This window comes from Chloroflexus sp. MS-G, assembly GCF_000735195.1.
In the GTDB taxonomy this organism is placed as follows: Bacteria; Chloroflexota; Chloroflexia; order Chloroflexales; family Chloroflexaceae; genus Chloroflexus.
Window position 1 is genome coordinate 1 of record NZ_JPIM01000076.1, and the last position, 22,858, is coordinate 22,858.

Genomic DNA, 22,858 nt, shown 5'->3' on the forward strand with positions numbered 1-22,858 from the left:
GCGCACCTTTGCGCACTTTCTTGATAGCAGGATAGGGGACCGCGTAAGCGTTTGCAGGCAGGCGCCTGGCCTTCAAGGGAATGCTGAGTGGTGCGAATATCGGCATGCCCCATGAGGTGTTGGATATCGTCGAGCTGGTAACCGGCCTCTTTAAGCCGGTGGGCGAAGGCAGCGCGCAGGGTATGGGCGGTGGCACGTTTGGTCATGCCTGCGGCACGGACGGCGGCGTTGATGGCCTGCTGGACACCGCTGGGGTGGAGGTGATGCCTCTTGACGACAAGGGTACGGGTCTACAGAGCGGTCGCGGGAGGGGAAGCCGTACTGCCATTCCCAGGAAGGAGCTGCTCTGGGGTATGTGCGCGCCAGCGCTGGCGGCATGGAGACCGGAACGTCAAGGTGAACCTCATAAAGGCGGCGGACCCCCTCCAGGTGGGCGCGGAGGCGTTGGAGAAACCGCTCCTCGTCCGGGAGAAAGGTCATGCGATCGCGGTTGGACTTGGTGTCGCGAACGGCGATGAGAGCGTTCTCGACATCGAGGTCCTGGATACGCAGGCGCAGCGCTTCGAGCAATCGCAGTCCGCTGCCGTAGAGAAGGCAAGCGACAAGGTAAGGCGTGCCATCCAATTCGGCGAGGATGCGCAGGCATTCGTCATGGCTGAGGTAGGGCTGGACGTAGGTGCTTTTCTTCGCGCGCAGGGCGTGCACATCGCCGAGGGGGATGGCGAGAACTTCCTGATAGAGGAACAGAAGGGCGGCAAGGGCCTGATTCTGAGTGGAAGCGGAAACCTGCTCGCAGGCAGCGAGGTGGGTGAGGAAGGCTTCAACCTCCGGTGCGCCCATGGCGGCGGGGTGGCGGAGTTTGTGGAAGCGGACGAAGCGTTCGTACCAATGGAGGTAGGCTTTCTCGGTGCGGATGGAATAGCCACGCCGGCGGATGGCGTCGCGGATGCGATCGGCCAGTTTTCTCTCCGGCATGATGGTGCTCCTGCTTTGACAGAAATTTCCGTTGTATGATAGCATGAGCGTGTAAGTCCCTGGTCAACTGTGGCTGTCGTATGGCATAACATAGAGAGTCACGCAAGATAACATAGAGAGTCGAGATAAGTACAAGTTAGCCCGCTCACTGCGGACAGGATGAACAGAATGGGCGAGTTTCTCGAAAGCGAAAAACTGCATCAGGCGAAATTCAAAGCGAGTTCACCATACTTTTCCAACGCGGCTCGCGCCGATGGAGTCTACAAGGGCAAGTCACGTCCATTTTGTTTGCCTATCGAATGTGCTGAAGAGAACCTGTTTCCCGAAATTCGACAGGCGGCACTTGCCTACTTTGCGTCTCAGGGTATCAAATGGCACGACGGCCAAAATGGCAAACCCAGTAATCATCTTTGCGACTCGCAGGTCTGCTGTGTCAATTTTCTCTTTGCTTTCTCGGACAAGCCCGACGCGCTAGCCAAAGTCCTGCGCCCTGTCTTCCCTGATATTCGGACAATGCTCCCGGTGGAAAACGGACAGTATGTCGCTTTTGAGTGGATAGGCGAAGAAAACTATCTGGGCGAGAAGATCTCGCGTAACGGCAAACGGACACGTGGCGCGAATTTCACAAGTGCAGACGCAATCGTGATGTTTGAGCGGATAGATGGAAAGCGGCAGATTGCCCTGATTGAGTGGAAATACACCGAGTCATATGGTGGGGCGTCGCTCAAAATTGCCAGGAGTGGCACAGACCGCACCAACATTTACAGGCCGCTTTTCAGGCGGGATGATTGCCCAATCAACAAGGAATTGTTGCCCAACTTTGAAGCACTGTTCTATGAGCCGTTCTATCAACTGATGCGCCAGCAGTTTTTAGCCCACGAGATAGAACGGGCGCAGGAATTGGGCGCAGACATCGTATGTGTACTTCATATTGCCCCAGACCATAACGCCGATTTCCGCAGAGTGACTTCGCCTGATCTTGCGCCGCTTGGTGATACGGTGACAGATGTTTGGAAAAAACTGGTGCAACGGCGAGATAGGTTCATCAGCATTAGCACCGAGCGACTATTTGGCGGTTGGTTGATGGGACAGTTGCCAGGAATGCGGGGGTGGTCGGAATACATCAACGCCAGATACGCTTGGGTTCAAGATGGCACAGCGTCATCTTCGTAGGCAAGGCGCGGGCTAACACCGCGTTCCAGCCGACGCCGCTCCGCTGCGCTTCGCGGCGCGGCTGAACGCGACCGTTAGGCGGCGGTGTTGGTTATTTGTTTTGCTTTCAAGTCGGGGTTTGAGCCCTTCGGTTGGGTTCCGCCCTTTTGATAAAGGACACGAAAATGTTTGGCTTAAAATCAAAAACTGATGATTTTGGACTGATTATCGTAAATCCTTCTTCGAAACTTCGCTTTATACTCTATAGTCGTAATAAAAGTGATGTTATTGTAAATCGCTTATACATCGACTACATGTATCAATATCCAACGTATGTTGTTGAAACACCAATGTGCATTGAAGCGCAGGGACCAATACCACACAAGTACCATATCAGATTAGTGCTTGACTACAAGGAATATGACATAATTCCATTAACCCCCAACAATACAGTGCAAGTTTGGCAGTTTAGAAATGAAGACGAAGAACACTTCGATGTCCTTATAGGGGGGCATGCATGCGCATTTCGGATATGCATTGACGCCTATGATGTTAAAAGTTCTCGCACGTTTAGTATTAGTAGTGAAGATATATATTTGGAACCTTTTAGGGGGAACGGAGTGCTTCACGTCATAGATAAGACTAAAAAGAAACTTTCTCCTACACCAAGAAGGCTCCTCGATAGTCTATCTCCTATAGCCTATAAGCTTTGCATTTCATACGATCCTAAAACTTTTCTCAGATCTCTTTCAATTGATGATATTAAACAAATAACTAAACAGGATGAGGAAGTAATGAAAAAATTGGACTCCTATTTTTACACGCAGGAATACTTACCTTACGTTGAAAAATATTCCACAATCTCTGATGGATCAATCCTAAACGGAAGAGATAATATCTCAATCCTATTTTGTGCTGCTGATCCAACAGATGCTTCTCGTCTACGATTAGGGGAAGAGTTTCGAGAAATTAACGAAAAACTCAAAATGTCTCAGTTGCGAGATCGTTTCAAACTGGAGATACCTCAATTGTCCGTGCGACCAGCAGACATTAGCCAAGCACTGCTTGATATACGACCGCAAATCGTCCATTTTTCTGGTCACGGCACATCCACAGGCGCTTTGTGTTTTGAGAATCAGACAGGACAAACTCAACTTGTTCAACCCGACGCGCTGGCGGCATTGTTTGAGCAATTTGCCAAGCAAGTAAAATGCGTGTTGTTGAACGCCTGTTACTCGGAGACCCAGGCAAAGGCGATTGGGAAACATATCAAATACGTTATTGGAATGAATCAAGCAATTGGCGACAAAGCCGCTATCGCTTTTGCAATTGGCTTTTATCAAGCATTAGGAGCAGGACGCACTATTGAAGATGCGTACAAGCTTGGATGTGTTCAAATCAGGTTGCAGGGCATCCCTGAACACCTAACACCAGTTCTAATCAAGGAAGGGCAACTGCAACCATAAGCGCCGCCTAACACGCGCTTGCACCTGACGCCGCTCCGCTGCGCTTCGCGGCGCAGGTGAAGCGCAGGCCGTTGGGCGGCTAAGCCTAGAGGAGAGTGTGAGCCATGAAATACATGTCTAATATGGCAATTATCCTCGTAATCACCATTGGTCTTTTAATAACCATTCCCTCTGAACGCACATCAGCTCAATGTGGGTATGGGGGTGGTTTTATCTGTGGAAAGTTTGAGAAAAAGGAAGTTCCATTTGCCAATACCGTACATGTCTATTACTTTTTCACACCCTACGGTGGGACCCAATGGGCTGTGGATCCTCTTCTTAGTGACGCTTCGGGGCAACAGATTGATCTGGATGCCTTAGATGGAAAGTTTGTGCGTATCTGGATGCCAGACTTCAATCCTGCTGGTTGCGACTTTCCTGATCTGATGTGCTTAACAAGCATTGCGGGTTATGAGATTGCTCCTGACTGCGAGCCTGTTGTGAATTTCTCCGTGGATCGTGATGTCATTTCAGCCGGAGATTGTACAGTCCTTCGCTGGTCTGTCGATAATGTCTCGGGGTTCGACGGTGTAACCTTGGATGGTGAGTGCGTTGATCCTGAGGGAAGTAGAAAAGTATGCCCTTTATCCGACACTACTTACACACTTCGGCTTTCCCCCTCCTATGGGGAAATTGTGAGGGAAGTAAGAGTTCACGTGATTGCTCCCACACCAACCCTAGTTCCCACCCCAACTCCCGTTCCCATGCCCACCCCTGACTTTACTGAAGCCCGCCACTGGCTAGACGAGAAGATGGCATTGATCGCCAGTCTAGAGACGGTGGACATCCCGGCTAATCTGTTTACTGTCCCCGGTGTTCGTGCTTACGACGAATCTGCCGCTCGGGAGTTGCTGAGCCGCTTGAATGCGCAGCTGGGCCAGGGAACGTTGACGCCAGAACAACTGGAAGCCCTGCAACGCTTAACGCTGGAGGAGCGTGCTCTGGCTCAAATGTTGCCGGCTTACACGAGTGTTGGTGCTTCACTGACCGATGTCTATGCCGACTCGGTTGAGACAGCATTAGGGGTGATGTTCGCACTGCACCCTGCTTGGAACGTTTGTCGGAGTAAAGTCCCGTTTTGTGACAGACTACAAGAGGCAACCGAGGCAACAATCTGGCGACTGATTGGTGATGGGGGTAGATTGGCCACGCGCACTATCGGAGCATCACCGGATCAGCGCGAAACCGCTGCACAGGTATGGGACTTTACCATTCGGCTCACCGAAAACCGGCTTTCAGAAGGTGGATCGCTGGCGGAGTTGCTGGCGGATGACAGCATCCAGGCAACATCTACGGCTCTGATGATTCAACCCTACCTGGCACGCACGCAAGGGTTAATAGACCGAGGTGTTCGCACCGCCGATCTGGACTTAGCTGCGACGGATCGTTGGGCAATCACGGGTGACACAGAGCGGGCTACTTTGCTGATTGAAGAACTTACCCAGAAGGCTCAGTGGGAAGTGCAGGATGCACTCGATCGGCATAGAGATTTCCAGGCTGCCGCTGATATTGCTCGTGTCGCCGAGGACACTGCTGATCTCGCTACCCTATCCCCGTTTGCCCTGATGGCCAAAGTCGTCGGGCTGGGTGCAAGGCTAGAGCATCTCTTCATCGTCAATTTCCCGCTTATTTATATGAACTCACAAAACCTGCGATGTGTAGAATACCTGAGTACTCGGGCTGCAGAGATGGCTTTCGATTCGGCCCAACCTGGTGATGATTGCCGTTACCATCAAGGGATGCTCCCTCACGGTGGTGGACAAATCATTTTTACTGCATATCAGCCTGCTCCTTCTATGCACTCTTTGCGTTCCCAATTCCGGGATGCAGCTGATGATTACCGCCAGGCAGTTCAGGACTTCACGCAAGCTGTGCAGGCTGGCGATCTCGACACAGCGGGTCGAAACCTGGATCGGCTGCTTCAGGCTGAGCAAGCTCTCAAAGAAACGTTAGGCACCATGCAAGTTATCATATTGGGCCATGAGGCACTCGACCAGAACGAGCTGACACTGATAGAGCGAAGCAATGCTTTTGCTGTGACCAACTTTGTGCTCTATTTGGCATCTGCGGAAACGCTGATGGCACAACAAGAGGGACAACAGCCCCAAACCGCTCTTTCTCAGACTGCTCAGGCTGCACTGTCAAGCGTAGATGAGATTGAGCAAACTGTGGCCCTGGTCAATCTGACACCTCCAGCAGGCCAACCAATTCTTACGATCAGGTCAGCAAACCCTCAAATCACACCTGATGGACAGTTACAGGTGAATGTAAGGGTAAGCAATGTGGGCACAAGTGATGCATCCAACGTAGAAATCTTTCTGTTGGTTGAGGCAACACAGGTGGGCTCACCAGCAGATCTCGGTGTTCTGAGAGCTGGTGAAGAGACCAATGTGGTGTTAAGCGCACCCGCGCCGACTGCTCCCTTTTTCACTGTGCAAGTGTGGAACCAGGGTGTGTTGATGGACTACCAGATAGAGAGCCTTCCGGCTACGGCATCTGCGCCGACAGAAGCCGCTCCCACTGTTGTATCCATTTCGCCCCCGTCCTCGCGACAGCCGGGAGCCTGCGGAAGCTTGCTTGGTATAGCTGCCTTGCTATCTGTCGGATACTTGGTTGGGCTGCGGCGCACGAAAAACGGGACTGCTAAGTGAGTTGAAAACTAAAAATGCAAGTTACCCGTAATCTGTTTGTCTTGAAATCAAAAAGCCGCCCAACAAGCGCATCCAGCCGACCCGCTTCGCTCGCGCTTCGCGCTCGCTTAGCGGGCGGCTTAAGCGCATACCGTTAGCCGTCTTACTCACTGTAATCAAGGGGCTGTAAGTTATGCGTGTTTGCCTTATCCCGCTCAAAACCGAACCTCGTAATCCCTCAGCAAACCTGGACCGCCTGGGGCAATGCCTTGAAGAGATAGCCCATTATCAGCCTGATTTGATTTGCCTGCCCGAATGTACTTTCACAGGTTACTTATACGAGGAAGATGACTTCAAGCAATTCGCCGAACCCATACCAGGGCCTATTACTGAACGAATGGGACAATCAGCCAGGAGATATACGACCTATCTTTGCTTCGGATTGTTGGAAGTTGCAGAATCTGGCGTGTACAATTCGGCCGTATTGTTAGATAGAAAGGGCAAAATCATTCTCAAGCACCGGAAGATCGAAGAAAAGCCGCCTTTTGTAAATGGTGATACTGTAAGCAGCGTTGATACCGAACTGGGACGGCTGGGTCTATTGATTTGCGGTGACTTGTTCAACGGGGATGTGATACGGGAAATGGAGCCCTCACTGAACTTGTTGATCGTGCCAATGGCACGCAGTTTCAATAAACGCTCGCCTGATGTTGAGCGGTGGATTTCCGAAGAGCGACAGGTGTATATAGAAGCCGTCAAAGCAGTGGGTGTTACCACGCTGATCGTAAATGCTCTTGAGATAAACACCGACGACCCATCTTTTGGCGGTGCAATGATTGTCAGCGCCGACGGAGAATTGTTGGCAGAGTCACCGCACGGCACAGATACTGTTCTGATGTGGGAGTTTGACAGAAACGGCGGCTAACCCGCGCTTTGAGCCGACAGGCCTCCCTTCGGTCGGCCTGCGGCTCAAGTGCCGATCGTTAGCCCGCTACGGTGACGTGGAATGAGCAAACATATCCTTTGCGGAATCGCATTAGTATTACTGCTCTTGAGCGGATGTGCTTCCAACCCTGATGTTCAAGTTGTTGAACTCAGCAAAAACACTGTTGTCTACGATGAGATAGTGCGCATCAACAACTGCGGCGGCAAAGGCGATAGCGAACAAACCAAGTTACGAGACTTTGCAACCACTGTTGAGTTTGGAGCGGGCGTTTCTGCGGGGTATCAATCCATTGTACAAGGTAGCCTTTCCGCTAAGTACAGCGAGTACCGAAATACATCTGTAAGCCAGCGTTTGGTTGCGCCGCCTGGGACGAATATGGAGTTTGTGTTACGCTGGTCTGATGATGTGCGGGCTGGAAACGTTCAGGTGAATGGCAAGAGTGGGACGTATGAAGTGCGTATCCCTGTTTCGGTGGAGCAAGTTTCAAGTCGGGATTTGGGGTGTGGAACAATGCAACAGAACACTCAACCTACACCAATATACCAGCCTATCCCTACACAACGAACTGCAGTCCCTCCATTAAACTGTGGAATGGGCACTCCCCTGCCGCACAGAGCACCAGTTGTTGGCCAGCCCTGGATTCTTCCCAGTGGTGGTTGGATAATCGTCAATTTTTGGTCTAATGAGCCAGGGGTTGACCAAACAGAACACAAGCTTCTACTTGGTCCAAATGATCCACGAACTCTTTTAGGTGGTGGCTCGGCTTGGCAGTGGCCAATAGAATGTGAAAGTGTTGTACGTGAAAATTATCGCAACAACCCACTTCCACCAATAACTCTTGAAGATCTTAGAGCACAAGGCTTAGTACGTTAAAAGAAAACGTTTAGGCTTGTTGATTTCAAGTTTGTGATGAAAGCGGGCTAACCTGCGCATCTAGCCGACAGTGCTCCGCTTGCTCCGCTCGCTTCGCGGCGGCTGATGCGCCAGCCGTTGGGTGCAGATAGAATGAACTTTGAAAAAGGGAAGGTGCTGGGGCTGATGGATGGGTGTTGCCTGGCGTGAGATGTTGCCTGCACAGGTGACTTTCGGGCGGTGAACGTTACGGTCAGGGTGCTTTGCCTGGCAGTCTCCGCCCGCTCCTGCTCCCTGGCGGAGTGCTGAGCCGAAGGCGGGTTCGCCTGGTGTGGCGCAGGCAGGTGAAAACGGCTGGGCTGACAAGGGAGGCTGGTCGGCGCAGGATGTCCGCTCCTGGGCGTGTCCCTGGCTTTGGGGCGGGCTATGTTGCAGGCGAAGGCGACTTGCCTGGTCATGGTCTTGCCTGCAAAGAGGCGTGAAGGTCAGCGGATGTTCAGGCTGTTGCACTTTGCCTGGCGTTGTGCTATAAAAATCATGGAGTGTGGCAGTATCATCCGCACCTTGCCAGTCGAGAAAAAGGCGCTTGCGGGCATGGGTGTCTTGCTCCAGCAGAGGTGAGCGCCCAACACCGTTTGCAGCGGACAGCGGCTTCGCCGCTGAGGGTACGCGCCGCGAGCCTGCAAAGTAGTTTTTAGGCGAAGGTGTCTTGCCCATCCCGCCGCTGCCGCTAAAACCAACCGTTGGGCGCAAGCACAAAAGCAAAGAAAGTAGTATAAACAATGAAATGCAAAGGTTTACTTTTCATAAGTCTTACTACCACAGTGACCTTGCTTCTAGTCGGTGTTACCCATCCAGTCATAGCTCAATTTAAACAGCCGCTTAACACCTCCAACCCAACGGCATCTTCAAGTATAGGAGCACATTGAGTACTTCTGTCGAACCCATTCCACATCCAATCTTGAGTGATGCCAGGATACGTCGGGCTATTGCCTATTGTACCAACAAGGATGCTTTGATAGCGTCGGTTTATCCCACGCTCACACCTGAGCAACGGCAAGAGTTGGTCATGGATACTTTTGTGCCAAAGACCAGTTGGGCCTACACTGCTCCTACTACAACTTACCCGTATAGCCCGACAGTTGGTCAGCAGCTATTAGACGCGGCAGGTTGGACGCTTCAGAGCGGTGCCGAGTACCGCACCAAGGATGGAAAAGAGTTGGTGTTGATATTGACTACGACTACCTCTTCCTTCAGAATGACGTATCTCACCGTTTTTGAAGCTCAAATGAAAGCCTGTGGTATTCGAGTCATCCGCAATCACCAGCCCGCTTCTTGGTGGTTTGGTGATACCACGGGTTTGAGGGTGCGTGATTTCGAGTTAGGTGTATTTGCTTGGATGTCTTCACCAGATGAACCAGGCGGTAGGGATCTATATGCTTGTGACCAGATTCCTTTGCCTACTAACAATTGGTCTGGTGTGAACTTTATGGGTTGGTGCAATCAGGCTGCTTCGGATGCCATTGTACAAGCCAGCAACACCCAACTCTCTCAAGAGCAACGCAAAGTATTCTACGCCACTTTCATAAACCTGTTTGCGGAGGATATACCCTCTTTGCCATTGTTCTTGTGTCAGGGGAGTACTGTTTGGGAACACATTGATTTCAATCTGCAAACATTCGCGCAAGATGGAGATATTACTCCAGATGGAACGGGGTCCACTGTTCTGATCTATACAGACTATAGCGGAAACCAGCATACAATCACAGTGCCACCTGGCGCGATAACGCGAACAGTAACTCTAAGATACTATCCACTGGTTGCCAATGCCAACCCACTGCCAACCAATACGCAAACAGCCATTGCTTTCCGATTAAGTGCATCCATCAATGGCGTGCCACAAGATACTTTTTCGTTTACCAAACCGATTACCGCCACAGTCAGATACACTACTACGGATATCGCTAACATCTTTGATGAAAATTCATTGGGCCTGTACTATTGGGATGCAGGGTCAAACTCTTGGAAAGATGCTTCTGAGACGTGTCCAATTGCAGAGCGATACAAACGGCTAGATCCTGACCAAAACCTATTTGAAGTCAGGATATGCCATCTGAGCGAGTTCGGTTTGATAGGGACGAAGAATAACAGAGTGTATTTGCCGTTAGTCATGCGCTGATGTTTTAAGGACTAACGCCGACGATTACAAACGCAAATGCGCCCAACCTGCGGCTGGAGCCGACGCCGCCTTCGGCGGCGCGGCTCAGCCGCCTGCCGTTGGGCGGCTTGATCGCCACAGGAGAACGCGAAGAATGAAACGCACGTTGGTTGTGTTCTTGCTGGTCAACCTGATTGTGTCCGCTTGCGCGCCCGTGTCCGCGCCGACATCAACACCCGCGCCCAGTGCGACACCGTTGCCCACTGCTACTGCCACGCCGACCAGCACGCCGACGGCAACCCCTACCGCCACGCCGACACCCATCCCCACTATCCAGGTGGGCAACCTATCCGTGCCTGACCCGCGCGTCACCAATCCCGAACTGTTTGACCTGCGCAATCCCGATGCGCCGATTCCGCAGTTTGTGAATGCGATGCAAGCGAGAGGAATTAATATTGAGCCTCGAACCGTAATTACTGAATTAGGAAAAAACTATGAAACCCGTCAAGGACCTGATGGAAAAACTTATATTCTTACCACCTATACCGTTGAAGGCAAAAACGGCGCCCGCTATTCAATGGGCTTGATTGCGGAGAAGGATGAGAGAGGAGAGTGGAGGTGGAAGGGAATCACATTTTTAAATAGTTTGAAAAATTTATATGGAATCGAAATCGGAACTTCTGTAAGTCCTTCTGATGGGAATTATGATTCTTCAAATTACCGTAAAACAGCCGCTCGGGAGTTTTCCATATTTAAAACTGTTGGCTTTTCTCCACAAACATTTGAAAATTGGCCATCTGTGCCAAGTCAACAAATAAGATTTGTGCGAGAGTTTGACAAAATAATGTACATAGGCGCAATAATAAATCATCACGAAATTCCTTCCTCTTGGAATAACAGACAACCTACAAATGAGGAGGTTCAAAATTTTGTTAATGAAAGAGTTGATACTATTTTAAGGAGTTTAAAAGAAGCTGGAGGCGGTTATGTAGATGTAGTTTCAGAGGCAATGTGGTACAGTAATGGTCGGGGCTGGGAAAATTCACCTTTTTACAAATTATATGGAAGAAACATAATCGCTGAAATTTATATTAAAGCATATCAAAAAGCATTAGAGTTAGGGCTTAAACCTGGCAAAGATGTAGTTTTTATTTATAATGATTACGGAATAGAGTTACCTGGCCCAAAATCAGATTTTGTTTACGAAGAGCTTTTAAGAACCAAACAAATAATTTCAGAAAGATTAGGTATTGCAGAAGTGCCATTAGATGTTGGCATTCAATTTCACGTTTATCCTAGTTATCAGTCAGCAGGCTATCCGACTGCGGCTTTAATTAACAATCTTCAACAAGAAGGAATTGTAGCAAACATTAATAGATTTAAACATATAGGTGGAGTTCATATTGCAGAACTTCAAGTAAATGATATTGAAGACATTGATAAAATCAATGATGCTCTAAACTTAGTGATTCGGAGCGGAATCCAAGGTGGAGTAAAGAGTATAATTTTCTATCAAATGTTGGCGAGAGAAAATCTCTGGAAAAGCGTCAATCCAGAAGTTTTTGACAATCAGTACAGACGGACAGAAAACTACTATAGAATTCTATCTACGATTTTATCTCCCTAATTGCCTAAAATAAGTTATGCGGCGCGCTGAGACGTGAAAAAATCGTGTGCGCGTGTGTTGTAGGGAACGCGCGACTTGCTATGAAAATGTGCGCGTGCAAGCAACGTGATGTGATTGGAAGGTGGCTATGCCCACCCCGTGGCGCCGCCCAACCTGCGCTTTCAGCCGACCACTTCGCTCGCTGCGCTCGCTTCGCGGCGGCTGAAGCGCGGTCCGTTGGGCGGCTTGACCGCCCCAGGAAAACGCGAAGGATGAAACGCACATTGCTTGTGTTCTTGCTGGTCAACCTGATGTTGTCGGCTTGCGCGCCTGCATCCGTGCCAGCATCAACACCCGCGCCCAGCGCGACGCCGTTGCCCACTGCTACTGCCACGCCAACAAGCACCGCCACGCCGACCAGCACGCCAACGGCCACCCCCACCGCCACGCCAACGCCCATCCCTACCATCCAGGTGGGCAACCTGTCCGTGCCTGACCCGCGCGTCACCAATCCCGAACTGTTCGACCTGCGCAATCCCGATGCGCCGATCCCGCAGTTTGTGAATGCGCTGCGGATGGCAGGGATTGAGATTACGGCGGAGCATGTAGCGCAGGGGATAACGTACGAAGCCCTCGAAGATAAAGGTGGTAATCCTTTTATTGTGGCCGTCTACAACCCCGATCCTGCCCTTTTCCCCGAACAATACCGTGACCTTGCCGGACCGATTCCGCTTTTGATCGCTACAGGAAAAGATACCTGGTTATGGAACAGAGCCACAATTAGATTACTGGCAGAATTCAATAGCTTAAGTATAGGTGTACTGTTCGGAGGGTGGTTCTTGCGCGACCCTAGTTATATGGGAAACAAGTATATGTCAATACCCGCTAACCACTTTAATCTTGTTCACGACCATAGCCTTTTTATGCAAACAAATATAGAGAGCGGCATGCATAATCTGGTAAAATCGCCATCACAATATGATTTTACAATTCCAGACTATACTTACAGATGGGCAGTGCAACATCGTTTGCCAATTGTTTTCTCGCCATTGTTTGGAGGAAATAGCAATGAACATATACCAAATTGGTTAAAATCTATAAATGAAAAGGGCAAATTTGTGCAATCTATTACCAATCACATAAGCGAAGTCTTATCTCATTATGCTGATCATCCAATTCCTGTTTCTTACATAGTAATTAATGAGTATTTTGGTGATCCCTTTACAAATGATCCTTCGACATACTTTTGGCGTTTAAAGGCAAATCAATTAGGAGTTTCCGATTTAGAATTTATGCGCATAATCTTCCAAACAGCAAAACAAGCAGATCCTTCTGCCCGATTAGTATTTAATGAATACGGTTATGAAATACCCAACTCATACAATTACACTTCTGATAAAGACAGAAAAATTGAGGAATTAATGAGAAACTGCGTTGATGGTCAAATTCCGATAGATGCAGTAGGATTTCAAATGCATTTGTATGGAAGAGATTTTGCTTCCAGGCAAAAGTTCCAGCAACTCGTTGAAAATCTTAGACAGCAAATAAGGAAGTATAAAGAACTTGGTCTAGAAGTAGACATTACAGAATTGGATGTTAGATTGGACGATTTGCCCCATTTCTCATTGGAGGAGAGATTACAGTTGCAAGCCTTGGTATACAAAGGGATCATCAAGGCTGCAATAGAAGAAGGTGTAGGACATATTACGATTTGGGGAATTTCCGATCGAGATTCATGGCTAAATAGACCAGAGATTACAGGATCAGATTCATTCGAATCAAGGCCTTTGCTATTCGATAATGAAGATAATCCGAAAATTGCCTATTTTGCCCTATTGAGTGGATTGTTGGAACTCGGAAGATAAAAATGAGATGCCGCCCAACATCTCGCTTCAGCCGACGCCGCCTGCGGCGGCGCGGCTGAGCTCGATGCCGTTGGGCGGCAACGCCGCCACAGGAGAACGCGAAGGATGAAACGCACATTGCTTGTGTTCTTGCTGGTCAACCTGATGTTGTCCGCCTGCGCGCCTGCGTCCGCGCCGACGCCAATACCCGCGCCCAGCGCGACACCGTTGCCCACCGATACCGCCACGCCAACAAGCACCGCCACGCCGACCAGCACACCCACAGCCACCCCCACCGCCACACCGACGCCCATCCCCACTATCCAAGTGGGCAACCTGTCCCTGCCTGACCCGCGCGTCACCAACCCCGAACTGTTTGACCTGCGCAATCCCAATGCGCCGATTCCGCAGTTTGTGAATGCGATGCGGATAGCGGGGATTGAGATTACGGCGGAGCAGGTGGCGCAGGGGATAACTTACGAAGCCCTCGAAGATAAAGATGGTAATCCTTTTATTGTGGCCGTCTACAACCCCGATCCTGCCCTTTTCCCCGAACAATACCGTGACCTTGCCGGACCGATTCCTTTAATGATTGCGGAGAAAGGAGAGAATGGGTGGAAGTGGAGAACAGATAGAGTCGTTCCTTTTAGATTATTCTCTGGCCAAATAAATTTGATAATAAGCAATTTAGAATCGCACTATGATAGGTCGGGAAATATAATCCTTCGTGTTTTTGATGGTTTATCTATAACCTGGTATTTAAAATGGGATTTAGTACAACCCGAACAAGGCACGGAAAATTGTGAAACAGGCAAAAAATACGTTAACCTCGCGAAAAACAATGATATGGAGCCAATATTAGGACCAATCATTTACAAATATGAATATCCAGCTTGGCTTGAACAAAGTAACCTTTCAAATGAGGAGCTTGAACAAGCGATAAGAAATCGTGTTAGAAGTATACTACAGCGATTTAAAGGGGATATTAAGTACGCAATAGTGGTCAATGAGTTTCATCCTACTCCGTATGAAAAAGATTATTTATACTCTCGTTTAGGCGAAAGGTATGTAGAAATAGCTTTTGATGAGGCGCGAAAAACTAACCCTGAAGCAATTCTCATCTATAATGACGGCGCTATAGAATCTCCGAGATGGCCTTGGTATAAATCCACGTATGATTTAGTAAGAAAACTTAAGGCCAAAGGATTGATAGATGCCGTTGGAATGCAAGGACATTTTAACCAACCTAACTGGACAAAAGTACCATCCAACGAGGAATTTATACAAGCAATAAGGAGTTTTCGCCAACTAGGTTTAGATGTCTATATCACCGAGATGGATGTTTCTTTGACCGAGAAACAAGGTAACGACCGATTTTTGTATCAAGCAGATATTTATTACAATCTAATCAAAACATATTTGGAAGAAACCAAAGATCAAAAAACGAGAATTATTAATTTCTTTGGTTGGAGCGATATTCATAGTTGGATAGAGCACGTTCTTGGTAATTATCCAAACGCAGATCCTTTGTTAATTGATGATAATGGAAATCCCAAATTAGCTTGCTACGCCCTCTTAAAATTACTGTATGAAGCGAATCTAAAGCGATAACTAAGTTGAAACCGCCCAACATGCGCTTCCAGCCGACCGCTTCGCTCGCTGCGCTCGCTCGCGGCGGCTGAAGCGCGTGCCGTTGGGCGGCATAAGTGACAAGGAGGTAATGATGACAAAGAGGCAGACTGTCGCTTATTTCCTGGTGGCATTTGTGATGCTTCTTATTGCCACTATGTCTTGTGTAAGTACTCAACCACCTTCACAAGAACGTCAATTGCAGGCTACGATCTCAGCACTGGAAACACAAGTAACACTTCGTCAACAGCTTGGAGAGCCAACAGCAACTCCTGTCACTCAACAATCCCAAGAGCAACAACTCCAAGCCACCATTGCCGCTTTGCAAACCCAGGTCGCACAACCACCTATCCAACCACCAAGCTCTCCATCTACAGCTATACCAATTCCTATGCCCACCTTTCCGCCAGATACACCTCCCAATAGTGTTCTAGAGGTTGGGCAGAGTTGGCGACAGCAAGGGCTAGAACTCAGACTTTCTGAATCTGTAATGGGGACTTTTTGGGGTCAAGAGCCTTGTGTTACGCTCTTATTTGAACTAACCAACAGAAAGCCATATGAGGTTGCCATAAGGTATGATCTAGGAAAAGATGTGTCAGCGATGGATAACCTGGGACGAAGACTGAAAACAGATCCTTACTATTCTTCAGGTTATGAATTTGGTCCTGTAAATGTTGTTGTGCAAAGTGGAAAAACGATTCGCTTAATTCCAGTTCCTTGGTGCACCGCGTGTGATGAGCATTCCCTAACAGTGCTTGTTGAAGCTACCAATCCTGATGTTACTGAAGTGATAGTGACAATTTCCATTCCCGGTTATATTTCCGATGCTCGCTGGCGCATACCTATCCTACACTAACGTCATTAGCTCTAAGCAACGCCCTGGTCAACGGGGAGCGTCAAGGAGTAAGGAGACCCTATAGGAATTCCTGCTCGTATCCGGCAACCGATGATTGAGAGGTCTTCCGTCCCGAAAATAGCAGGCAGGCCGGCGGGGGGTTGGTGGGGAAGCGGGCCAGTTTGCCTGAGGCGCTTCCGGCGGAAGGGAGTTGGCGGCCCAACCTGCGCTTTGAGCCGACAGGCCTCCCTTCGGTCGGCCTGCAGCTCAAGCGCCAGCCGTTGGGCGGCACAGCCCTATCACATTTACAGCCGTTTGGAGGTTGTTTATGCCCCAAGCCATTGCTAATCCTGAAGACCTGCGACGTTTTGCGGCTGAACTTAAGCAGTTCAACAACCAGTTACGCGAGAGCACCTCACGCCTGCAGGCCCAGTTCGTCCGCCTGGGCGATACCTGGCGCGACCAGGAACACCAAAAGTTCGCCCAGGAGTTTGAGCAGACGATGCGCGTGCTGGCGCACTTTATGCGCACCGCCGATGAGCATATCCCCTTCCTGTTGCGCAAAGCCCAGCGGATCGAGGAGTACCTGCAACAACGTTAAGGAGGGGCGATGTCTTCGGCTCACGTCCTGTCTATCCAGGCGTTGGAAGAGTTCAAGGGACATCTGACTCGCTTCAACGCGCAGGCGCAGGAAATCCTCAACGCCGCCGAAATAGAAATCCGCCGCACACTGGACTGGCTGCAGGAACGGCTGAACTACTGGCGCAACGAGATCAACCGTCGGCGAGAAGTCTATAACCGCGCCTGGGCGGCTTATCAGCGTTGCCTGGAAAGCCGCCGTATGCGCGATAAGAACGGCAACGTCATCCAACACCCCTGCCCGGCAGAAGAAGCTGCTGTCCAGCGCGTGCGTCTTCATCTGGCCGAAGCGGAGGCCGAACTGCGTACCGTCCAGGAGTGGATCCGCCTGGTAGAAAGACAGGCTGATGAGTACCACCGTCAGGCGCAGCGACTCAAAGCCTGGCTGGATGGCGAACTGCCCAAAGCCAACGCCTTCCTGGAACGCAAGATTACCACGCTGCAATCCTACGTGGCAATGGGCATTTCCTCCGGCGGCTACGTGACCACTCCGCCGGCGCAGGCTGCAGGCGAGACCTTTGTTGCAGCCGTCGGGCTGGCCGCGCTGGGCGTGGGCTTGACCGCTGCCGCCATCGCCGTGACCCGCTGGCTGGCGACCGACTTGCGCCACGCGCTGGGCGCAGTGGGCGAAGAACTCTCGGCGCGCCTGGTGCGTGAGCAGCCCGGCTTCCAGGAACTCCCCTTCGACCAACCCAAACACGGCTTCGACCGCGTTTTCACCGCACCTGGACTGCCGCTCATCGTGCTAGAATCCAAAGTTGTAGGGGCGCACGGCCGTGTGCCCTTCCACCCTGGCCAGACCCGGCACGGTGAGCAAGGCTCGCCTGAATGGATTGCCGCCCAGGCAGAGAAGATGGGTGACCCGACTTCGGCCCAGTGGAGTCCGACTAACGAGCGCATCGCCGCTCTGGTAAAGGAGTTGGGACCGGAGAACATCCCTGCCGTGGCGGTAGTCATCCAGAGCGAGACGGGGCTGGCAGACGTGTACGTGCGTCCCGCTGGCAGCGACGCCTGGCAGCCGCTGCGGGAGGGCGTTTCGCTGGCTGAAGCGCTGGCTGGAGCAAGCGGCGCGGGCAGCCATCCCGAAGCCGCCGGCAGCCCGGAGAGGGAGCGTGGTCCCGAGTCCATTGAAGGGATGATGGGCAGCCCGGAGCGAGGATGAGAACCACCTGTAACAGGAGAGAACTATGTCCAACCTGAACACTGCCATTTCCCAACTGGAGACCGAGTGGAAAGCCCTGGCTTTGTGCTGGGAGGAGACCAAAAAGGTGTGGACCGACCTGGTGCGCCGCGATTTTGAAAAGGAATACTGGGAAGTGCTGGCGCCCCAGCCGCCCGCCGTCCAGCGTGAGATGGAACGCCTGGCGCAGGTCATCGCCGGGGCGAGGAGAAGTGTGAAGTAGAGGAGGAGCAGATGTTGCACCGCCATCTTACCCACCAGCAATATACCCTGGCCGCCATTGACGACATCATCGCCCGCGGCAAGCGGCAGGATTGGGCCGAGTTGCGCAAGGCCGCCCTGGCCGATCGCGCCGTGCTGGAAAAATCTTGCGTGTCTGTCAGGCCCACGTGGCCGACCCTTACGCCCAGCGTTATCACTTTTGGAAAGCCTATGTCGAACGATACCTTGCCTGAAGGAGGCAGAAATGGTCAAGCAGTTCAAGATAATCGTTGAGAAACATCCTGATGGCTATGTAGCCTATCCGCTTGGATTGAAGGGTGTCGTGGTAGGAGAGGTGGATACTTACGAAGAAGCCCTGGCCGATGTGAAATCGGCAATCGAGTTTCACATAGAGACCTTCGGGCCGGAAACCGAGAACGCCGTCAAACTCTGACGCTCTCTGCTTCGAGTTTTAGTCAGGAGAGAAACCGATGAAAGTCACGTATGATCCCGAAGTAGATGCCCTGTATATCCGCCTGAGCGATGAACCGGTCGAGGTGACCACCCAGCGGTTGAGCGAAGAAGTCGCTATCAACGACGCTCCCGACGGGCGCATCGTGGGCATCGAGATTCTGGATGCCTCCGAATACATCTCTGGCCTGAAAACGGAGCGCAAGATTGCCCTGGAGAATCTCATCCCGATGATTGGGTAGGAGGATGCCGGGCTTTCACCGCCGAGACGCAAAACCAAGAACTTTCCTGGTAGATTTAGGGAAATCGAGTCATGACTTTACTTTCCGCTAAAAGTTGCCAGCCTCGTGCGCCGGAATTGGCTTCCGGCAGGTTTGAGCCTTACAACATAACCTGTTTGTGCGTGCCAGACGGCCTACGTTGCCGCCGTGTTGGCCATGTTCAGCCATCGCGCCAGGTTTCCTTTGGGCACATGCCCCGTCACCGACTTCTTTTCGCGAAGGTGCCCCGGAAGCTTGACATCTTTGGGAAATGGCTGGCCGAGCAACAGGCGGCGGAGGCACCCTGGCGTTCGGTGGGGTTTACGATCCCAGAAGCCGGTTGGGGGAGCGGGAAAGGTGGCCGCCAGCAAGCTCAACATGGAGCCGGCCAGGAGCGCCAATGCGGGCAAGCGCTGGACACGTTCCGGGGTGTGCCCACACTGACGGTGGGCGCCGACCATTTGCGTGGCGCGCACCGGGATGTGCGCCACCGGCCAGCGGTCCGTGTCCATGGCCCGCACACGTTCCGGCTTGAGTGTGACTGGCGTCGCCAACAGCCAGGGCTGTTTGAAAGCCGGGTCGGAGATGGCGTACACGTCAAAAACCCGGTGCTGCGGGTCAGGCGTCACCTCGTTCACAACCAGGTCGCGCCAACTCTCGGCGCGCAGCTGGCGTCCATCCTCCTCCCAGCTGTATGTTGCGTCGGGGGGCGTGGCTGCCAGCGTGTTGCCGTTATACTGGCGAGCCAACGGGCGCACCAATGTACCATCCTTCGCCTTGCGCCCGCGGTGATGGTCGGGGAAAACGTTGCGCCGCGCCGTGAAAGTGGTCGCCAGGCGGATGAGAGAGCGCTCAATCCCCGCCTCGTGCAGAACGCTGATTGTCACCCCGGCATCCACCACCACCATTTCATCTTCCTGAAGGCCTTGCTGGACGTTTGTGCGCACTCTCTGCCACAAACCGTTCTCGCTCGTGTCTGTGGAATGGACCCGTTCAAAAGCCCGTGGCAGGGCCATCCGTTGCCCATTCAGTTCACCTACTTCCCCGCTGATGCCAAAAATCACCGCCGGCAAAGCCCGATTGGCCGCCGGGTGATCGTGCTTGCTGGGGCATCTGTTCAGCGCTGGACGCCAAAACACCGTGATGTCCACCGTCACCGGAACACAAAATCCGCACTGTTCAAATCTTACGAACACGAAAGACGCCAAAACACCGTGATGTCCACCGTCACCGGAACATATCCTTCGTAACGATGCTCCTGCCAGCCTTTCAATCCCATCACATATTCCCGCCACAGATGCAACAGCACGTCTATCTGCCAGGTGCCTTTGCGAAAGGCTACCCACGCCCTGCGAATGGCCGCATCCGACAAGCCCGTTGCTTTCAGCGCCGGAAACATGGCTCCACGGTTCGGCAAGCGCGCCCCGCTCACCATCATCCCCATGAAATGGAACAGGGCAAGATTGGTCCCCACCAGAAGACGTTGAAGCAACGTAACCAAAACACTTGTGGTATGATTTGTCATGGTAATGGGCTCCTTGCTGTGGTCTTATGTTGGGTAACACAAGATTACCACGCATTGAACCCATTACCAACCTTTTTATCAACATCAGTTAGCGGAAACTAAAGGTCATGATCAATATTGAAAAACAGGTGGCTTATTGGCGAGACGGAGCGGTTGAAGATTGGGAAATCGCTCAGGAATTGATCGAACGCGGCAGAACACGCCATGGACTATTCTTTGTCCATTTGAGCCTGGAAAAGTTGCTCAAAGCTCATGTATGCCGTCATACCCAGGATTTGGCTCCCAGGCTCCATAACCTGGTACGCCTGGCTGAACTGGCCGCACTTCCCCTGAGTCAGGCCCAGGTAGATGTCCTGGCGGAGATAAACGCCTTTCACATCGAAGGCCGTTATCCCGATGTGCTGATTCCACCACCCTCCCAAGATGAAGCAGAAGGCTATTTGCAGCGGGCACAGGAGATATACCGATGGCTGATGAAGCGATTGTAAAGGTGGTCAGGCGGTACCTGCAAGCCCTGGTGCGGCATGGTATTCCTGTTCGCTTTGGTGTACTGTTTGGCTCTCAGGCGAGTGGTCATCCCGACCTCTGGAGCGACATTGATTTGCTGGTGGTGTCACCCCGGTTTGACAACGAACGCCGGCGGGATGACGTGAACCTGCTATGGCGAGTGGCGGCCCGCACCGATAGTCGCATCGAACCTGTTGCGGTTGGACAGCGCCAGTTTGAAGAGGATGACAGCAGTGCCCTCATTGAGATAGCCCGTCGCGAGGGCCTCATTGTGCCTCTCGCTCAAGCGGCGATGAGGCCGAATCGGACGGCTGATTGAAAGATCTGTCGGAGGGATGTTTCTATGTCCGAACCCACCCTGACTCAAGAACAACGTGCCATCCTGCGCCGCCTGCGCCAGACGACGGCGCACCATACCCAACTCACCACCGCCGCCGATGCCCAATGGCAAAGTCAAACGCGCATAAAATAAACACAGGAGGTGTACAATGACCGTTTCAGCATTGATCCAACAGCAACGCCAAATCCTACACGCACTTCATAACGCAGTAAGGCAGTATCAGCAGCAAATTGCCCAGGCCCAAGAACGCCTGGAGCGTACCCTGGAGCAAATCCAGGCAGACAAGGCCGCCGCCGAGCAAGAAGCAAAGCGGGAGTACGAACAGGCAAGGGACAAATACATCACCACAATCCTGGATGCAGAATTGCCCATGAGTGGAGTTAGGGAAGAACATAGGGCGAGCAGAGAACAAGCGAGAGAAAAATTGCGCGCTCAGATGCTTTCAGAGATAGAGAAAAATGAACATATAACAGTAAAAGCAGATTTTGAGTCAAGTGATATGTCTTCAATTAAGGAGCAAATTCGAGAAGTTGGCAGAATTAGCAAAAAATCAGTGGATTCAGAAAGCCTTCTGGGTGCTACTTTGCTAGCAATAGGATTTTTGATTTTTGTCGGTCTCTTAATCAGATTAGTCTTTTTTCACCAGAATCTAATCCTATGCCAGCGACTTGGTGTATTTTGCCCATCTTCCTCACTGCAACAGGGATCTATATAAACAGTAAACGACGCAAAGCAGCCTTAGCAAAAAGATCACACTGTATCGAGCAATTGAGTTATTCTCTAGACCGGCAAAGTCAGCTTGACGTGACCCCACTGAAGACGTAGGATAGCGACACATCGCTGTTTCGTGAAGGAGTCGCGCAGGAAACGCTTGAATCGCCCGACGGCTGTGCGCAGCGCGGTGCTGCAGTGCCTGCAGCCAACCTGTCCGCTCTGCGGTGGACCGACCTGGCGACCGGATACCAATCGCCGACGGGTGGTCACGCTGGAGGGGGTGGTCGAGTGGCGCCTGCGCATGCAGTAGTGCCGCACGTCGACCGGCCCACGCTCTCACACACCCTCCCGTCTCGAGGCCGAGGGGCGCTAGAGCCTGCCGCAGCACGCGTTTGGCCGTGAGGTCATCGCCGACGTCGGCCGTCTACGCTCCCAGGAGCACGCCAGCGTCCCTGCGATCCACCAGCGCCTCCAGGCCCGCCACCTGCCGATCAGCGAGCGCCGGGTGACCAACGTGCTCGACCGCTCTGATGAGCTGGTGGCGCTGCAACTGAACGACCCGGCCCGGCTCAGGGCGGCGACGCAGGCGGCTGGGAAGGTGGTGCTGGCACGCGATGGCCTGCAGCCGACGGTGGGGAACGACGTCCGCTGGGGAGTGCGCGACGGTCTGTCCGGCGCCATCCTGCTGGCGCGCAGCCTGCTGGCGGCCACCGCTGACGACCGCGCGCCGCTGCTGCCTGCGGTCAAGGCGGCGCGTGACGTCCCAAGCGTCGGGGGCATCGCGGCTGGTCAGCCGTCGGTGCGCAACGCGATTGCGCAGGCGCTGCCGGATGTGCCGCATCAGCGCTGCCAGTTTCCCTCCCTGCAAGCGGCGGCCACGCTGGTCTGC

At 52.1% G+C, this 22,858-nt stretch carries 24 protein-coding genes and 1 pseudogene; 21 read left to right on the forward strand and 4 right to left on the reverse strand.

Annotation, left to right across the window (positions count from 1 at the left end; genetic code table 11):
• Together JE47_RS21355 and JE47_RS22545 are read right to left on the reverse strand one after the other, a co-directional pair.
• The coding region (locus JE47_RS21355) for a tyrosine-type recombinase/integrase (RefSeq protein ID WP_152556070.1) at nucleotides 1–233 on the reverse strand (233 nt) is incomplete at its 3' end.
• On the reverse strand, nucleotides 151–1,020 hold the full coding sequence (locus tag JE47_RS22545) for a phage integrase N-terminal SAM-like domain-containing protein (protein WP_081910035.1): 870 nt from the start codon (nucleotides 1,018–1,020) through the stop codon (nucleotides 151–153). The genes JE47_RS21355 and JE47_RS22545, both read right to left, overlap by 83 nt.
• 123 nt (nucleotides 1,021–1,143) lie before the next feature.
• On the opposite strand from JE47_RS22545, the gene JE47_RS0113740 reads away from it, so the two are divergent.
• From JE47_RS0113740 to JE47_RS0113820, 16 genes are all read left to right on the forward strand, one after another.
• The gene (locus JE47_RS0113740; RefSeq protein ID WP_031460316.1) at nucleotides 1,144–2,148 is read left to right on the forward strand and encodes a PGN_0703 family putative restriction endonuclease; all 1,005 of its coding nucleotides are present in this window, start codon (nucleotides 1,144–1,146) and stop codon (nucleotides 2,146–2,148) included.
• Between the two features lie 164 nt (nucleotides 2,149–2,312).
• The gene (locus JE47_RS22020; protein WP_152556065.1) at nucleotides 2,313–3,593 is read left to right on the forward strand and encodes a CHAT domain-containing protein; all 1,281 of its coding nucleotides are present in this window, start codon (nucleotides 2,313–2,315) and stop codon (nucleotides 3,591–3,593) included.
• Between the two features lie 104 nt (nucleotides 3,594–3,697).
• The gene (locus JE47_RS0113750) at nucleotides 3,698–6,283 is read left to right on the forward strand and encodes a CARDB domain-containing protein (protein WP_031460318.1); all 2,586 of its coding nucleotides are present in this window, start codon (nucleotides 3,698–3,700) and stop codon (nucleotides 6,281–6,283) included.
• 172 nt (nucleotides 6,284–6,455) lie between these two features.
• Entirely contained in the window at nucleotides 6,456–7,187 is a 732-nt protein-coding gene (locus JE47_RS0113755) for a carbon-nitrogen hydrolase family protein (RefSeq protein WP_031460319.1), read from the forward strand.
• Between the two features lie 81 nt (nucleotides 7,188–7,268).
• Complete coding sequence (locus tag JE47_RS21625; RefSeq protein WP_152556066.1) at nucleotides 7,269–8,081, forward strand: hypothetical protein; 813 nt, start codon at nucleotides 7,269–7,271, stop codon at nucleotides 8,079–8,081.
• 940 nt (nucleotides 8,082–9,021) lie between these two features.
• The gene (locus tag JE47_RS0113765; protein ID WP_201771219.1) at nucleotides 9,022–10,239 is read left to right on the forward strand and encodes an ABC transporter substrate-binding protein; all 1,218 of its coding nucleotides are present in this window, start codon (nucleotides 9,022–9,024) and stop codon (nucleotides 10,237–10,239) included.
• 133 nt (nucleotides 10,240–10,372) lie between these two features.
• On the forward strand, nucleotides 10,373–11,845 hold the full coding sequence (locus JE47_RS0113775; RefSeq protein WP_152556067.1) for an endo-1,4-beta-xylanase: 1,473 nt from the start codon (nucleotides 10,373–10,375) through the stop codon (nucleotides 11,843–11,845).
• A gap of 251 nt (nucleotides 11,846–12,096) precedes the next feature.
• Nucleotides 12,097–13,689, forward strand: a complete 1,593-nt coding sequence (locus JE47_RS0113785) for an endo-1,4-beta-xylanase (protein ID WP_152556068.1) — start codon at nucleotides 12,097–12,099, stop codon at nucleotides 13,687–13,689.
• Nucleotides 13,690–13,794: 105 nt separating this feature from the next.
• Entirely contained in the window at nucleotides 13,795–15,279 is a 1,485-nt protein-coding gene (locus tag JE47_RS0113790) for an endo-1,4-beta-xylanase (RefSeq protein ID WP_031460324.1), read from the forward strand.
• A 112-nt stretch (nucleotides 15,280–15,391) separates the two neighbouring features.
• Nucleotides 15,392–16,153, forward strand: coding sequence for a hypothetical protein (locus tag JE47_RS21630; RefSeq protein WP_152556069.1), 762 nt, complete (start codon nucleotides 15,392–15,394; stop codon nucleotides 16,151–16,153).
• A gap of 307 nt (nucleotides 16,154–16,460) precedes the next feature.
• A complete protein-coding gene (locus JE47_RS0113795; RefSeq protein WP_031460325.1) occupies nucleotides 16,461–16,733 on the forward strand; it encodes a WXG100 family type VII secretion target in 273 nt (90 codons plus the stop codon).
• 9 nt (nucleotides 16,734–16,742) lie between these two features.
• The gene (locus JE47_RS0113800) at nucleotides 16,743–17,933 is read left to right on the forward strand and encodes a hypothetical protein (protein ID WP_031460326.1); all 1,191 of its coding nucleotides are present in this window, start codon (nucleotides 16,743–16,745) and stop codon (nucleotides 17,931–17,933) included.
• 25 nt (nucleotides 17,934–17,958) lie between these two features.
• Nucleotides 17,959–18,174, forward strand: a complete 216-nt coding sequence (locus tag JE47_RS0113805) for a hypothetical protein (RefSeq protein ID WP_031460327.1) — start codon at nucleotides 17,959–17,961, stop codon at nucleotides 18,172–18,174.
• A gap of 11 nt (nucleotides 18,175–18,185) precedes the next feature.
• The gene (locus JE47_RS20585; RefSeq protein WP_201771218.1) at nucleotides 18,186–18,446 is read left to right on the forward strand and encodes a hypothetical protein; all 261 of its coding nucleotides are present in this window, start codon (nucleotides 18,186–18,188) and stop codon (nucleotides 18,444–18,446) included.
• The gene (locus tag JE47_RS20590) at nucleotides 18,418–18,606 is read left to right on the forward strand and encodes a type II toxin-antitoxin system HicB family antitoxin (RefSeq protein WP_035419501.1); all 189 of its coding nucleotides are present in this window, start codon (nucleotides 18,418–18,420) and stop codon (nucleotides 18,604–18,606) included. Before JE47_RS20585 ends, JE47_RS20590 begins: the two co-directional genes overlap by 29 nt.
• Before the next feature lie 37 nt (nucleotides 18,607–18,643).
• Entirely contained in the window at nucleotides 18,644–18,865 is a 222-nt protein-coding gene (locus JE47_RS0113820) for a DUF2283 domain-containing protein (protein WP_031460328.1), read from the forward strand.
• Between the two features lie 173 nt (nucleotides 18,866–19,038).
• Here the strand turns inward: JE47_RS0113820 and JE47_RS0113825 are convergent, their stop codons facing one another.
• The gene (locus JE47_RS0113825; RefSeq protein ID WP_031460329.1) at nucleotides 19,039–20,040 is read right to left on the reverse strand and encodes a hypothetical protein; all 1,002 of its coding nucleotides are present in this window, start codon (nucleotides 20,038–20,040) and stop codon (nucleotides 19,039–19,041) included.
• A 29-nt stretch (nucleotides 20,041–20,069) separates the two neighbouring features.
• Nucleotides 20,070–20,408 (reverse strand): hypothetical protein, encoded by a 339-nt coding sequence (locus JE47_RS0113830; protein WP_031460330.1) that lies wholly within the window; start codon nucleotides 20,406–20,408, stop codon nucleotides 20,070–20,072.
• A 107-nt stretch (nucleotides 20,409–20,515) separates the two neighbouring features.
• Here JE47_RS0113830 and JE47_RS21035 point away from each other — a divergent pair, with 107 nt between their 5' ends.
• From JE47_RS21035 to JE47_RS21040, 5 genes and pseudogenes are all read left to right on the forward strand, one after another.
• Nucleotides 20,516–20,896 (forward strand): HEPN domain-containing protein, encoded by a 381-nt coding sequence (locus JE47_RS21035; protein WP_051871165.1) that lies wholly within the window; start codon nucleotides 20,516–20,518, stop codon nucleotides 20,894–20,896.
• Nucleotides 20,875–21,234 (forward strand): nucleotidyltransferase domain-containing protein, encoded by a 360-nt coding sequence (locus JE47_RS20595; RefSeq protein ID WP_035419504.1) that lies wholly within the window; start codon nucleotides 20,875–20,877, stop codon nucleotides 21,232–21,234. The genes JE47_RS21035 and JE47_RS20595 overlap by 22 nt, the downstream gene beginning before the upstream one ends.
• A gap of 24 nt (nucleotides 21,235–21,258) precedes the next feature.
• Complete coding sequence (locus JE47_RS22440; RefSeq protein WP_269078001.1) at nucleotides 21,259–21,387, forward strand: hypothetical protein; 129 nt, start codon at nucleotides 21,259–21,261, stop codon at nucleotides 21,385–21,387.
• Nucleotides 21,388–21,403: 16 nt separating this feature from the next.
• The gene (locus tag JE47_RS0113850; RefSeq protein ID WP_031460332.1) at nucleotides 21,404–21,970 is read left to right on the forward strand and encodes a hypothetical protein; all 567 of its coding nucleotides are present in this window, start codon (nucleotides 21,404–21,406) and stop codon (nucleotides 21,968–21,970) included.
• Between the two features lie 504 nt (nucleotides 21,971–22,474).
• Nucleotides 22,475–22,858: pseudogene (locus tag JE47_RS21040) on the forward strand (ISNCY family transposase); the annotation flags it as partial.

Excerpts from the sequence above, each read along its gene's own strand:
- JE47_RS22545 (WP_081910035.1), bottom strand. The coding sequence starts at position 1,020 with ATGCTATCATACAACGGAAATTTCTGTCAAAGCAGGAGCACCATCATG.
- JE47_RS0113740 (WP_031460316.1), top strand. The coding sequence starts at position 1,144 with ATGGGCGAGTTTCTCGAAAGCGAAAAACTGCATCAGGCGAAATTCAAA.
- JE47_RS22020 (WP_152556065.1), top strand. The coding sequence starts at position 2,313 with ATGTTTGGCTTAAAATCAAAAACTGATGATTTTGGACTGATTATCGTA.
- JE47_RS0113750 (WP_031460318.1), top strand. The coding sequence starts at position 3,698 with ATGAAATACATGTCTAATATGGCAATTATCCTCGTAATCACCATTGGT.
- JE47_RS0113755 (WP_031460319.1), top strand. The coding sequence starts at position 6,456 with ATGCGTGTTTGCCTTATCCCGCTCAAAACCGAACCTCGTAATCCCTCA.
- JE47_RS21625 (WP_152556066.1), top strand. The coding sequence starts at position 7,269 with ATGAGCAAACATATCCTTTGCGGAATCGCATTAGTATTACTGCTCTTG.
- JE47_RS0113775 (WP_152556067.1), top strand. The coding sequence starts at position 10,373 with ATGAAACGCACGTTGGTTGTGTTCTTGCTGGTCAACCTGATTGTGTCC.
- JE47_RS0113785 (WP_152556068.1), top strand. The coding sequence starts at position 12,097 with ATGAAACGCACATTGCTTGTGTTCTTGCTGGTCAACCTGATGTTGTCG.
- JE47_RS0113790 (WP_031460324.1), top strand. The coding sequence starts at position 13,795 with ATGAAACGCACATTGCTTGTGTTCTTGCTGGTCAACCTGATGTTGTCC.
- JE47_RS21630 (WP_152556069.1), top strand. The coding sequence starts at position 15,392 with ATGACAAAGAGGCAGACTGTCGCTTATTTCCTGGTGGCATTTGTGATG.
- JE47_RS0113795 (WP_031460325.1), top strand. The coding sequence starts at position 16,461 with ATGCCCCAAGCCATTGCTAATCCTGAAGACCTGCGACGTTTTGCGGCT.
- JE47_RS0113800 (WP_031460326.1), top strand. The coding sequence starts at position 16,743 with ATGTCTTCGGCTCACGTCCTGTCTATCCAGGCGTTGGAAGAGTTCAAG.
- JE47_RS0113805 (WP_031460327.1), top strand. The coding sequence starts at position 17,959 with ATGTCCAACCTGAACACTGCCATTTCCCAACTGGAGACCGAGTGGAAA.
- JE47_RS20585 (WP_201771218.1), top strand. The coding sequence starts at position 18,186 with ATGTTGCACCGCCATCTTACCCACCAGCAATATACCCTGGCCGCCATT.
- JE47_RS20590 (WP_035419501.1), top strand. The coding sequence starts at position 18,418 with ATGGTCAAGCAGTTCAAGATAATCGTTGAGAAACATCCTGATGGCTAT.
- JE47_RS0113820 (WP_031460328.1), top strand. The coding sequence starts at position 18,644 with ATGAAAGTCACGTATGATCCCGAAGTAGATGCCCTGTATATCCGCCTG.
- JE47_RS0113830 (WP_031460330.1), bottom strand. The coding sequence starts at position 20,408 with ATGACAAATCATACCACAAGTGTTTTGGTTACGTTGCTTCAACGTCTT.
- JE47_RS21035 (WP_051871165.1), top strand. The coding sequence starts at position 20,516 with ATGATCAATATTGAAAAACAGGTGGCTTATTGGCGAGACGGAGCGGTT.
- JE47_RS20595 (WP_035419504.1), top strand. The coding sequence starts at position 20,875 with ATGGCTGATGAAGCGATTGTAAAGGTGGTCAGGCGGTACCTGCAAGCC.
- JE47_RS22440 (WP_269078001.1), top strand. The coding sequence starts at position 21,259 with ATGTCCGAACCCACCCTGACTCAAGAACAACGTGCCATCCTGCGCCGC.
- JE47_RS0113850 (WP_031460332.1), top strand. The coding sequence starts at position 21,404 with ATGACCGTTTCAGCATTGATCCAACAGCAACGCCAAATCCTACACGCA.